The organism is Brevibacillus sp. HB1.4B (assembly GCF_013284285.1).
In the GTDB taxonomy this organism is placed as follows: domain Bacteria; phylum Bacillota; class Bacilli; order Brevibacillales; family Brevibacillaceae; genus Brevibacillus; species Brevibacillus porteri.
Genome location: NZ_JABSUT010000006.1, coordinates 331,828 through 343,925, shown reverse-complemented (window position 1 = coordinate 343,925; position 12,098 = coordinate 331,828). Strand labels below are relative to the sequence as shown.

Annotated in this window: 11 protein-coding genes; 9 read left to right on the top strand and 2 right to left on the bottom strand. The window is 47.2% G+C overall.

Annotated elements, in window-relative coordinates; genetic code table 11:
* The first annotated feature begins 145 nt into the window (after nucleotides 1-145).
* The 3 genes from HP398_RS17385 (at nucleotide 146) to HP398_RS17375 (ending at nucleotide 3,663) form a co-directional block, all read left to right on the top strand.
* Complete coding sequence (locus HP398_RS17385) at nucleotides 146-472, top strand: PadR family transcriptional regulator (RefSeq protein ID WP_173621031.1); 327 nt, start codon at nucleotides 146-148, stop codon at nucleotides 470-472.
* Nucleotides 456-1,232: a VanZ family protein gene (locus tag HP398_RS17380; protein WP_254476180.1), complete on the top strand. Its 777-nt coding sequence runs from the start codon at nucleotides 456-458 to the stop codon at nucleotides 1,230-1,232. The genes HP398_RS17385 and HP398_RS17380 overlap by 17 nt, the downstream gene beginning before the upstream one ends.
* Nucleotides 1,233-1,371: 139 nt before the next feature.
* The gene (locus HP398_RS17375) at nucleotides 1,372-3,663 is read left to right on the top strand and encodes a glycoside hydrolase (RefSeq protein WP_173623238.1); all 2,292 of its coding nucleotides are present in this window, start codon (nucleotides 1,372-1,374) and stop codon (nucleotides 3,661-3,663) included.
* A 54-nt stretch (nucleotides 3,664-3,717) separates the two neighbouring features.
* On the opposite strand, the gene HP398_RS17370 is transcribed toward HP398_RS17375, so the two are convergent.
* Nucleotides 3,718-4,644: a LysR family transcriptional regulator gene (locus HP398_RS17370; protein WP_017251954.1), complete on the bottom strand. Its 927-nt coding sequence runs from the start codon at nucleotides 4,642-4,644 to the stop codon at nucleotides 3,718-3,720.
* Nucleotides 4,645-4,780: 136 nt separating this feature from the next.
* Here HP398_RS17370 and HP398_RS17365 point away from each other — a divergent pair, with 136 nt between their 5' ends.
* The 6 genes from HP398_RS17365 (at nucleotide 4,781) to HP398_RS17340 (ending at nucleotide 11,393) form a co-directional block, all read left to right on the top strand.
* Nucleotides 4,781-5,536, top strand: coding sequence for an SDR family NAD(P)-dependent oxidoreductase (locus tag HP398_RS17365; protein ID WP_173623255.1), 756 nt, complete (start codon nucleotides 4,781-4,783; stop codon nucleotides 5,534-5,536).
* Nucleotides 5,537-5,577: 41 nt separating this feature from the next.
* Complete coding sequence (locus tag HP398_RS17360; protein ID WP_017251956.1) at nucleotides 5,578-6,321, top strand: SDR family NAD(P)-dependent oxidoreductase; 744 nt, start codon at nucleotides 5,578-5,580, stop codon at nucleotides 6,319-6,321.
* A gap of 165 nt (nucleotides 6,322-6,486) precedes the next feature.
* Entirely contained in the window at nucleotides 6,487-6,735 is a 249-nt protein-coding gene (locus HP398_RS17355) for a spore germination protein (protein ID WP_328139110.1), read from the top strand.
* Nucleotides 6,736-6,860: 125 nt separating this feature from the next.
* Nucleotides 6,861-8,006, top strand: a complete 1,146-nt coding sequence (locus HP398_RS17350; RefSeq protein ID WP_173623237.1) for an alpha-hydroxy-acid oxidizing protein — start codon at nucleotides 6,861-6,863, stop codon at nucleotides 8,004-8,006.
* Nucleotides 8,007-8,248: 242 nt separating this feature from the next.
* Nucleotides 8,249-10,375, top strand: a complete 2,127-nt coding sequence (locus HP398_RS17345; protein WP_173623236.1) for a bifunctional diguanylate cyclase/phosphodiesterase — start codon at nucleotides 8,249-8,251, stop codon at nucleotides 10,373-10,375.
* A 112-nt stretch (nucleotides 10,376-10,487) separates the two neighbouring features.
* On the top strand, nucleotides 10,488-11,393 hold the full coding sequence (locus HP398_RS17340; RefSeq protein WP_017251960.1) for a DMT family transporter: 906 nt from the start codon (nucleotides 10,488-10,490) through the stop codon (nucleotides 11,391-11,393).
* Nucleotides 11,394-11,449: 56 nt separating this feature from the next.
* Here HP398_RS17340 and nadD read toward each other — a convergent pair whose 3' ends face one another.
* Complete coding sequence (gene nadD, locus HP398_RS17335) at nucleotides 11,450-12,088, bottom strand: nicotinate-nucleotide adenylyltransferase (protein WP_173623235.1); 639 nt, start codon at nucleotides 12,086-12,088, stop codon at nucleotides 11,450-11,452.
* Between the last annotated feature and the right edge of the window lie 10 nt (nucleotides 12,089-12,098).

The following is a 12,098-nucleotide window of genomic DNA, read 5'->3' as shown; positions in this document are numbered from 1 at the left end:
AATATAGTCTATATTACCTATTTTATTATTGTCAATAATTACATAGAACTAAATGAATTATCCGCAAATTTCCTTGATCAACTACCTTGTATCACGAGGTATAGTGTGGTAATCTCTAGGCATGTCACAGGGAGGAGATGCTTTTGTGAACAAAGAGTTGTTGAAAGGAAGCATCGATCTATTGCTACTCTCGCTGATCGCACAGAAAGATCAGTACGGCTATGAGTTGGCCAAGAAGATTCGCGATAAAAGCGATGAGCTGTATGAAATCGGTGAAGGCACACTATATCCTGCCCTAAAGCGATTGGAGACGCAAAAGGCAGTGGAGTCTTACTGGGGGGAAGCCAATGAGGGCGGACGCCGTAAATATTATCGGATCACCAAGACAGGCCAGGGACTTCTTCAAGACAAGATGAAGGATTGGCAGAGCTTGAGCAGACTCATTACGCTCGTCAATGAGGGAAGTGAGTAAGCGAATGAAGCTGGAAGAATACGCAGAGCGGGTTGTCAATCGTTTGCCGTGTTCCAAATGGGAAAAGCAGGATGTCAAGGATGAGCTGATGGATCATTTAAGGAGCATGAAGTGTGAGCTGGTCGAAGAAGGCTACGAGGAACAGCAAGCCGTCTCTCTGACCATTCAACGATTTGGACCTACGGGGGCAATCAGCCGGGAACTGTCTGAATCGATGCCGCTCATTGATAAATACTTCCGCAAATGGTTCATGACGTTGTTTTTCTTGTATGTAGCGATCTCCAGCTATCTCTTGTTATTGTCGCCTGATCGCTTCCGGCGCAGAGCTTTTACAGTGGAATGGAAGCAGAGGATGATCGAGTACGGCGTCCCGCAATATACGCATCTTTTTCAAAATACGAAGCCATTTCAAACCTTGGTGGATTACGTCTTCCATTATGATCATTACAGCTTCGGTACGGTGATGTATAACTTGATAGGGAATATCCTTATTTTTTTGCCGCTGGGATTGTTTTTGCCGCTGTTATTCTTGTCCTTTCAAAACATGCATCGCGTGTTTTTTCTCACATTGTCTGCCAGTCTTATCATTGAAGCGTTGCAGCTTTTGCTTGCATTAGGAAGCTTTGATGTCGATGATCTACTGCTGAATGTAATCGGGGGACTGATTGGTTATGGCATGTTTCGATTAGGAGCAGCTATGATACACAGGCGAAGGAAAAGTATTCGCTTCGATGATGATTTGTCCGCTACACCCTCGTAAAAAGCAACATAAGTCGAAGAAGACTCATGGACCGAGGTCGCCGGGTTGTAAGGTGACCTTGGACAAGGTTTTCGATGACTTTTTATGCATATGTACATCGTAATACGATATACATAGTTATTCGATCTAGGAGGATTTCATGAAAAGAAAAGCGATTTTACTCATCGTGTTCGCCCTCATGCTCCAAGTAGTAATTGGTTGTGAGAGCAACCATGCTAACGGGCAAGTGCAGGCGAAGCAACACGCAGATTTTACTTTTGATGTGAAGCCGGAGACCTTCGAAGTATTTGTCGAGAAAGACGGAGTTAAGGAAAGCGCTTCTGAGCCTATGCCAGCGCGTAAGGTAGCGAATGTACAAAAAGGTGAGCAAGAGATTACCTGGAGCTACCCAGACGATAAGCTGGATGTCTCGCTTCAAAAGAAAGAAGATCATTTGCAAATCACCCTGACCTCGACAGGGACAGAGAGCTTTTCCTGGCCTACCGTGAAAGGACCTAGCTATATGCTGCCTTTGGGGGAAGGAAAGTGGATTCCTGCCGACGACAGAGAGTGGCAGTCCTTTTTCAAAGAGGAGAGTCTTACTTTCGCGGAGTCATTCTCGATGCGCTTTTTTGCTGTCAATAAGAACAAGTACGCGCTCATGTTCGTGGTGGACAACTTGTTTAACAGTACAGTCGATTTTGCAGTCGATCCGACGATTTCCTTCACGTTCTCGCATGAGTTCCCGACGATTCATTCAGACAAGACCTACGGATTCCGCTTGTATGTAACAGACAATGATCCAGTCAGCATTGCAGGCGTGTACAAGGATTATATAAAGGAAAAGGGAGAGCTGCTGACTCTTGCTGAAAAAGCGAAAGCGAACCCGGATGTGGAAAAGCTGTACGGAGCTCCTCATTTTTATTTGTGGAACAAGAGCTTCCTGACTGCTGAGGATGTAAAATGGCGTGCATTGAAAACCAAACTGGACGCGAATTTCATCGGATGGATGGAGCAGTTCTTGCAAAGCAGCGAGGATGGAAAAGAGAGCATCCAGCAATTCCGCGAGATTCAAAAACAGGATTACGTTGCGGACTACCAGAAGAGAGCGATCATCAGCGGGTTCAACTATGCATTGCGCTCGCGTGAGTTTTACAATCCGAAGCTATTTACGAACGTCGATGAGAAGACAAAAGAACTCATCGGAAAAGGGATCGACAAGCTGACGGAAGCACAGCTGTACGACTTGAACAAACAACTGCTGAAAAGTGTATTGCAGGATGCCGTTCCACCGGTAGAAAAGTGGGGCAATGCGGATTCTACTGATCTGCTCAAGGACATGAAAGCAGCCGGAATTACGAATGCATGGATCGGCTTGCCGGACTGGACAGCCGCATACATGAAGCCAGCATTCATTCAACAGGCGAATGATACAGGCTATTTGATCGCTAGCTACGACTCGTACCATTCCATTCATAAGGAAGAAAATCAGGATTGGAATACGGCCATTTTCAAGGATAAGAGCTTGTATGAGAATGCGACAATCACGAAGAAAAATGGAGAAAAGAAGGCTGGTTTTCTGCAACGTGGCAGATTGCTGAATCCAACCTTATCGCTGCCAAGTGTGAAGCAGCGCATGGATGAAATCATGAGTAACGATGTCGCTTTTAATTCGTGGTTTATTGATGTGGATGCAGCAGGAGATTTCAACGATGATTATTCACCTGAGCACACGACGACAGAAGCACAGGATATGAAGGCGAAGCTTGCACGGATGGACTACATTCGTGATGAAAAGAAATTGGTCGTTGGCTCTGAGACGGGCAACGACTTCGCTAGCAGAAGCATTGCTTTTGCCCACGGGATTGAGACGCCTGTCATCAAATGGGCAGATCCAGATATGCGAAAAAACAAGCAAAGCCCGTATTATGTGGGAGGTTATTGGTCCCCAGCGGGTGAGATTCCAGAGAGATACAAGAAGCAGGTTCCGATCAAGGAAGAGTACCAGCATGTGTACATTGATCCAGCGTACTCCTTGCCGCTATACAAACTGGTGTACAATAACTCGGTGATCACAAGCCATCACTGGGAGTGGGGGAGCCTGAAGATCAAGGGAGAAGTCGGTACTCGCATGCTCAAAGAACTGCTCTACAATGTTCCGCCGCTCTATCATGTGGATAGAAAGATGTGGGATGCTGAACAAGAGTTGATCATGAACTATCTGAAGGTGTGGTCTCCCTTCCATAAAAAAGCAGTGCAGCAAGAGATGACCGATTATCGCGTGTTGTCTGAAGACAGACTCGTGCAAAAGGCAGTTTATGGGGATGATTTGCAAGTGATCGCCAATTTCTCACAGAAAGATTTCACGTACGAGAATCAAGTGGTGAAGGCTAGATCGGCTCTCATCATCGATGGTAAGAATAAACAGACATTCCTTGCTCCAGCGCAGTAAGAATGAATAGAAAAAGGCTGTCCGCGAAAATAATGCCGGCAGCCTTTTTGCTTACTAAAGAAGCGGGGAGTATTTCTTGCTTTTCAAATCGTATTGGAGTCGATTGATAAAGTTCATGGAAATGCGGGAGTAATGCCGTTCCGCAGAGCGGACCCAGCCATAATAAATAGGTTGCTGATAAGGGATATCCAAATCAAGGGTTCTCGTATCGGAGTCTTGCAAATGTGGTTCATGAACAAAAGAATAATCCAGTCCGATCGTAACAGCGAGATTTTGCCGGATCGCATTGCGGAGGGCTTCTGTGTTGTTAGTCGTAAACAAAATGTCGACAGGACCATACGTAGCGGCAAAATCCTCTACGAACCATTTGACATAGTCGTCGTTGTACAGGACAAAGGATTGCTTGCGAAGCTCTTCGGGCGTAACGGAATCCTGATAGGCAAGGGGCGAGTTTTTGGGGACGCCGACGACCATTTTCCCCTCTAGCAACTGTTCGAACACCAAGCCAAGTCCCTCGCTCTTTTTGAGCAGGTTCTCGTGGATGATGACTAGCCCGATGTCCAGCTTGTCATGAAGAATGTCCTCTAATATTTCCTGCGTGCCTTTTTCTGCAATTTCGGTACGGATGTGAGGATAATCTTTTTTAAAGCTCGCGACGGCATCGACCAGTAGATTCATGGGACCGGGAATCGTAGCGAGTCTCAACTCACCAGTCAACGTGTTCGTGTAGTTTTGTGCTTCCTCCCAAATCTCCTGGATTTTTCCCAAGGCTTCAAACGCTTTTTTGATGATGATGCGCCCCTCAGAGGTCGGTACAGCTCCAAGGCGCGAGCGTGTAAACAGAGTAACGCCTAGCTCTGCTTCCAGACTGGCGAGCGACTGACTGATGGCGGAGAGTGTCACATGCTTGTTCTGAGCGGCTTTGGTCAGGGAGCCTGCCTTCGCTATTTCTACGATATATTCCAGTTGTTCCAGATGCATTTGGCAAGCTCACATCCTTTAGTCGTACTTAAGGAAGGGTAAGTATGTTTACATATTTTTAAATATAAAAGAGTCCTATAATGAAAGCAAGGCAAGAGATCAGGTACAAAAGACATAATAAATGGAGGCGTTTACAATGGCGAGACTCGAAGGGAAAGTAGCGATCATTTCCGGTGGTGGAACAGGAATCGGGAAAACAACGGCGATTCGTTTTGCCAAGGAAGGTGCGAAAGTAGTCGTTACCGATATCAATCTGGACAGTGCCTCTCAGACGGTAGCCGAAATCAAGGATGCGGGTGGAGAAGCCATCGCGATTGCGCATGATGTAAGCCGCGAAGAGCAATGGCAGCAAGTAGTAGCAACCACCGTAGAACAATACGAGAAAGTAGATATCCTGTTCAACAATGCAGGCATTTATATCATTAAACCGTTGGCGGAGATTACCGTAGAGGAATGGAATCGCCTCATGGCGATTAACGTAACGGGTGTCTTTTTGGGAATGAAGCATGTGATGCCACTCATGGCAAAACAACAAGGTGGTTCTGTCATCAATGCCTCTTCCATCGCTGGGCTTTTTGGTGCGCCGGGTCACGTCTTGTACGGAGCGAGCAAGGGAGCGGTTCGCATCATGTCCAAGGATGCAGCGATGGAGTATGCGGCACACGGTGTGCGCGTGAACTCGATTCACCCTGGCTATATCGATACAAACATGGTGTCCTATGCTTCGGAAACGACAAAGCATTCCAAATCAGAGTTGGCACAAGCGACTCCAACAGGTCGACTCGGAACTGTTGAGGATGTAGCCCATATGGTGCTGTTCCTCGCTTCTGACGAGTCTTCTCATGTCACAGGGGCGGAATTCGTCATCGATGGCGGCGCAACAGCGAGATAAAACGGTATGAATACCATTTTTGAAAATAGGAGGAGTTACCCATGAGACTCGAAAATAAAGTAGCGATCGTAACAGGTGGAGCAAGCGGAATCGGAGAGACGACCGTCCGTCTCTTCGCAAAAGAAGGGGCGAAAGTAGTGATTGCTGACTTCTCCCCACGTGGTAATGAATTGGCGGAAGAGCTGAATCAAACTGGCTTCGATGCGTTGTTCGTGAAAACGGACGTAACGAAAGAAGACGAAGTGAAAAACATGGTGAACGCCACTGTAGAAAAGTTCGGAAAGGTAGACATTCTGTTTGCCAATGCGGGTATCGCGAAAGACGCACCAGGTCATCTGTTGAGCATGGATGATTGGCAAAGAACGATTGATATCAATCTAACTGGCGTGTTCTTGTGCGATAAATACGTTATCGAGCAAATGCTGGCGCAAGGGACTGGCGGCGCGATCGTCAATTGTGGCTCGATCCATAGCCATGCCGGAAAAGCTGGCGTGACCGCATACTCTTCCGCCAAAGGTGGAGTGAAGCTCCTGACCCAGACACTAGGACTTACGTATGCGAAGCAAGGGATTCGCGTAAATGCGGTTTGCCCGGGCTATATTGACACGCCGCTGATCGCTGGTCGAAATGAAGCCTTAAACGAGCACCTGATTGGATTGCATCCGATGGGGCGCTTGGGTAAACCAGAAGAAGTCGCCAAGGCTGTTCTGTTCCTTGCCAGCGATGATGCTTCCTTCGTCACAGGGACAAGCCTACTGGTCGACGGCGGTTATACCGCGCAATAAAAAGGTCTTTCTCCTCGCGTAGATTTGTCTACTCGGGGAGATTTTTTTTTCGCAAGATCACATCAGACAAATGCCCTCAACCATCGTCCAAGCGGGCGCAAAACCGTCCGAATATGATGGAAATAAGCCATTGCAGACGGGGAGGGAGAGGAATTGCCGACTTTTGTGGGAACTGTGACAATCAACAACAATGTCGGAAACATTAACTTTGGTGATACGGCAAATAACTCTCCTAAAAGCGTAACCAAAGCGTTTGCCGGTTCAGGTGGAAACAACAGTGGTAACGTGGTAAAGGTCATCAATGAAAATAGTCAAACCATCACATGGGTGGGTTCAATTACCCGTGGAATGAAGGAAAAAAAAGCAAAGAAACAAATCCGTCGCAAAGCCCGAAAAGGCAAAAAGAAAAAGTAGCCTTGATAAAGGCAGTTGCGAATGTGGACAAGCCTGTGGAATAGAAAAGAGATTAAGACTATTGCGAATTTATGTGAATTGAGATAAAAAAGATGAAAGACGATCGCAGAAAGGAAGCAAACCAGATGATGAAAACAAATGAGGAATCACTCTTATTTACCCGTGTGAACAAAGACACGCAGGCACTGCCGATTTCCATTGAGGATTGGGAGAAAAAGGCGCGAGAGGTGTTACCGGATGGGCCATTTGATTACGTTGCTGGGGGATCAGGGGCAGAGGAAACGCTGGTAGAAAACCGGACAGCTTTTTCCCGTTGGGCAATCATTCCGCGGATGATGCGGGATGTGACGAATCGTACACTTGGTATCTCGCTGTATAATCAAGCGTTACGCACACCGATCTTCTTGGCTCCTGTGGGTATGCAGACGATTTCACATCCCGATGGGGAGCTGGCGTCTGCAAAGGCGGCGGCAGCAGCCGGAGTGCCGTTCGTAGCCAGTACGGTTTCCGCTCACTCGCTCGAACAGATTGCTGAAGTGATGGGCGATGCCTATCGTTGGTTCCAGCTCTATTGGTCGAATGATCGAGAGGTTTCTGCGAGCATGGTCAGACGAGCGGAAAAGTCTGGCTATTCTGCCATTGTCCTCACGGTAGATACCGTTATGCTAGGGTGGAAGCGCAGAGACTTCCGTAACGGGTATTCGCCACTGCGCGAAGGAAGAGGACTGGCGAATTACTTGACAGACCCTGTTTTTTGCTCGAGACTCCCTGAGGTAACGCCGGAGAATGCAGTGGAGGAAGTGTTGAAAAACATTTATCATCCAGCGCTGAATTGGAACGATATCGCCTTTTTGCGTGAGCATACTCGCCTGCCGATTTTGGTAAAAGGCATTTTGCATCCGGATGATGCGCGGCTTGCTTTAGAGCATGGCGTAGATGGAATCATCGTTTCCAACCACGGTGGGCGACAGATGGATGGCGCCATTTCTACACTGGATGCGTTGCCAGCGATTGCCGAGGTGGTAGCTGGCAAAATACCTGTCTTGCTCGACAGTGGCGTGCGTACAGGAGCAGATGTCATGAAAGCGATGGCTTTAGGTGCCAATGCTATCCTGATTGGTCGCCCATTCTTGTATGGACTGGCCGTTGCCGGAGAGCAAGGTGTAGCGAGTGTGTTAGATACACTCATCCATGAATTTGACGTCGCGATGGCGCTGTCTGGCAGCAATTCTGTCGCAGACCTCGATCGCAGCATTCTTGCCCGCTTGTAAGGGGGAGCAGTCTCATCATACCCATTGTTGAAAAAAGTGAGCCAGGCTACGTGTGCTGGTTCATTTTTTTTCGTATGGACACATCAAGAAGTTTGTAAAAATGTTGTTTCTACCGCAGTTGTTCTCGTTGAACTTTCGGAAAAACATGGTAAAATGGAACGAACTTGTATTCAGAACGTTACGATCCTTCTGTAAGGATCATTTTTTTTGACTGTATTCGAAAGTATAAACAGGAGATTGAAATGTATAACCAAATGATATCTTCACTGACACCCCAAGATTGGGCTGGGCTACTACGCGAAAAAGATGGTGAGCTGAACATGGTTGTGAATGAGCTGGCAGATGTCAAATACGCTTTGGACCAATCCACGATCTTGGCAATTACGGACCATAAGGGGATTATTTTGCGGGCAAATGAGCAATTTTGCCGCATATCGAAATACGAACGAAGCGAATTGATTGGAAAAGACCATCGTATTCTTAATTCGGGTTACCATCCAAAAGGCTTTTTTAAAGAAATGTGGTCTTGTATTCGATCTGGCCAGGTCTGGCGGGGGGAAATTCGTAATCGCGCCAAAGATGGTAGCTATTATTGGGTCGATACAACCATCGTGCCATTTAAGAACCAAGAGGGCGAAATCTATCAATACCTTTCCATTCGCAGTGATATCACATGTCGCAAGCAAATGGAAGACGAGCTCAAGCGGAGTGAAGAAAAGTATCGCATTATCGCGGAGAACACATCGGATATCATCAGCATCATCAACTTGGATGGGGAGTTTCTCTATTTGTCTCCATCTCACAAGCGGGTATGGGAGCATACCGTTCCTGATGAGGAAATCCATAACCTGTTCGAGTGGATTGTGGAGGATGACCGAGATATTTTTGCTTATGCGATTCAGCATGCCTTCTCTACACGTAAAGAGTACATGGTAGAGTGCCGGATTAACACCCAAAGAAACGATGTTATCTGGACAGAAAGCAAAATCAATCCGATAGCGGATGAAGAAGGAAATGTGACCAAGCTGCTCCTCGTAACCCGTGACGTCACAGACCGGAAACAGTCCGAAGAGACGATTCATCACTTGGCTTACCACGATGCGTTGACAGACTTGCCGAATCGACGGATGTATGTTCAACAGCTCAGCAAGGAAATGATGCAGGCCAAGCGTTTCCAATCGAATCTGGCTGTGCTGTTTTTGGACATGGATCGCTTCAAGGATGTGAACGATTCGTTCGGTCATGACGTAGGGGATATGTTGCTGATTGAAGCATCAAAGCGTCTACAGGCATGCCTCAAGCAAGGAGATGTCGTGGCCAGGTTAGGTGGAGACGAATTTACGATTATGCAGAACCATCTGCAAGATCGAAGCGAAGCGTCTGCATTGGCAGAGCAGATCATGAATCAGTTGCAGCGGCCGTTTGAATTGGAGGGTCATGTGTTCAACGTGTCGTGCAGCATCGGCATCGCCTTGTACCCGCAAGATGGGGACAATCCCGAAGATTTGTTGAAACGGGCCGATACGGCCTTATATACAGTGAAATCGCGCGGGAAGAATGGCTATGACTTTTTCGATCCGACGATGGAAGCGAAGTCGCTGGAGCGTATCTTGATGGAAAATGAGATGCGGAAAGCCATTGAACAAGAGCAGTTCCAAATTTACTACCAGCCCAAAATCGATATTATGACAAGCGCGATGACTGGCATGGAGGCGCTCGTCAGATGGGTGCATCCAGAGCTGGGCATCATCCCGCCGAATCGTTTTATTCCTATCGCTGAGGAGACAGGGATGATTCTGGCGCTTGGGGAATGGATTTTGAAACAGGCGTGCAAACAAAATAAATTCTGGCACGATCAAGGATATACCCTGAAGGTCTCTGTGAATTTGTCTGCGAGACAGATCTATCAAAAAGATCTGGTCGAGATGATCAAGGATATTCTTCGGGAAACAAATCTGTCCCCTGATTGGCTAGAGCTCGAGATTACGGAGAGTATTTTTGTCAAAATGGAAGAGGCGACGGCAGTCCTGCAGCAGATTCGGGACATCGGCATCCAAATTTCGATTGATGATTTTGGAACAGGCTATAGCTCGTTTAGTTATATTAAGAGCTTGCCAGTCGATACAATCAAAATTGACGCCTCATTTATTCGCGACATTCATCACAACCAAGAGAGTCAAGCGATTGTAAAAGCGATTGTCACGATCGCGCAAAGTCTCAATATGAATGTCATCGCAGAGGGAATTGAGCTCCATGATCAAGTAGCGGCTTTGAAGGAAAATGGCTGCGACCATGGTCAAGGCTATCTGTTCAGCAAGCCGCTTCCGACAGATGCTTTCGACCAGTTCCTGCGCCAAGAGCTGCAATAATATGGCAGGAAGCAAAGCCGGGTGAGAACATCCGGCTTCTTCTTTTGTGTGGTACTATAAGAGGCGGACAAAAACAGAAGAGCAAGTGTGCAGCTAGAAAGGGAGGCCCCTCGTGGGAAAGTTTTCGGGTAAGACTGTTGTCGCTATTGCAAGTTTGGTATTGATGTGGGGTTTAAGCTGGTCGATCTACAAAATGTCACTCGCCTATACGCCACCAATTTTATTCGCAGGAATGCGTTCGCTGATTGGCGGACTTCTGCTCGCTTTATTCATTTTACCGAAATGGAAAAAGATCAACTGGCGTGAAAACTGGTTGCGCTATTGTATATCTGCCTTTCTGAATACCTTGTGCTTTTACGGCATTCAGACGGTTGGACTCGTATATTTGCCAGGTGGATTATTCTCTGTGTTGGTGTACTTCCAGCCAATCTTGATAGGACTCTTTGCTTGGTTGTGGTTGGGTGAGAGCATGACGGTCCTCAAGGTCATTGGGCTGATCATGGGATTCCTCGGGATACTTGCGGTCAGTGCAGATGGACTGACTGGACAGGTTTCCATCGTGGGCGTCATTTTAGGTTTGTTGACGGCTCTTACGTGGGCGTTGGGCGTGATCTATGTGAAAAAAGTCAGTGCCAAGGTAGATTCGCTGTGGATGGTTGCCATGCAATGCATCATCGGTGGCGCGGCCTTAACTCTTTTGGGGACAGGCGTAGAGAGCTGGTCCGACATTGTCTGGAATGTTCCGTATCTGATCGGTCTCAGCTATGGCGCTACATTTGGGGTACCGATTGCCATTGTCATTTACTTTGGGCTCGTGAATGCAGGCGAAGCGAGCAAGGTGGCCGCCTTTACGTTTCTTGTGCCGCTCATCGCAGTCGTCACTGGTACCATTTTTATGGACGAGCCGATTACGTATTCGCTCATTGCTGGTCTGGTATTGATCGTGTGCAGTATTTACTTGGTGAACTATCAGAAAAAGATAAGACAGCCTGCAATTGCCAATACTCTCAATCGTTGATGGAGACGACAAAAACAGCCGAACCTGAGAAGGTTCGGCTGTTTTTCTTTTTGGATTTATACGTAGGGCTCTTTGTAAATTCCTTTTTCATAAATGTACTGAAGGCAAGCATCCGGCAACAGGAAGCTGGGGTCCCCGCCTTTGCGGATTTCGTCTCGGATATAGGTAGAGCTGATTCCCATGTTGATGCCCTTGCTCATAATGAGAAAATGCTCGTCGTGATTGCGCAGCAGCGCGTCTTCCGCGATCAGGTCAGCGGTCGGATAGCCTTCACGCGACATCACGATGAAATGGAAGCCTGCGACCAGCTTTTCAGCGTTGCCCCAGTTAGACAGTCCCTCTAACAAATCCGATCCCATAATGAAAAAGAGCTCGTCGTTCGGGTACTTCTTTTTCATGTGTATCATCGTATCATACGTATAGGTTTCACCTGGCAAGGCATCCATCTCGACTGTAGAAATTTCGAAAAGTGGTTCGCCATACTTGTTTGTTTTGTGTGTACTGCTTGCCAAAGCCAGTTTAAGCATATGCAAGCGATGGACGTCCTCTGTCTGCAATTTTTTATCATGACGCTTTGAAGAGCATGGTACGAAAATGACTTTATCCAGTCGTCTCCGATGAGCGACGGTCGCTGCCGTGAACAAATGGCTGTACGTGATGGGATCAAAGCTGCTGCCATAAATGCCAATTCGCATGAAGATTGCC

Bases quoted from the DNA above. Each gene is read 5' to 3' on its own strand.
- nadD (WP_173623235.1), bottom strand. From the start codon at position 12,088: ATGCGAATTGGCATTTATGGCAGCAGCTTTGATCCCATCACGTACAGC.
- HP398_RS17365 (WP_173623255.1), top strand. From the start codon at position 4,781: ATGGCGAGACTCGAAGGGAAAGTAGCGATCATTTCCGGTGGTGGAACA.
- HP398_RS17380 (WP_254476180.1), top strand. From the start codon at position 456: ATGAGGGAAGTGAGTAAGCGAATGAAGCTGGAAGAATACGCAGAGCGG.
- HP398_RS17350 (WP_173623237.1), top strand. From the start codon at position 6,861: ATGATGAAAACAAATGAGGAATCACTCTTATTTACCCGTGTGAACAAA.
- HP398_RS17360 (WP_017251956.1), top strand. From the start codon at position 5,578: ATGAGACTCGAAAATAAAGTAGCGATCGTAACAGGTGGAGCAAGCGGA.
- HP398_RS17345 (WP_173623236.1), top strand. From the start codon at position 8,249: ATGTATAACCAAATGATATCTTCACTGACACCCCAAGATTGGGCTGGG.
- HP398_RS17370 (WP_017251954.1), bottom strand. From the start codon at position 4,644: ATGCATCTGGAACAACTGGAATATATCGTAGAAATAGCGAAGGCAGGC.
- HP398_RS17375 (WP_173623238.1), top strand. From the start codon at position 1,372: ATGAAAAGAAAAGCGATTTTACTCATCGTGTTCGCCCTCATGCTCCAA.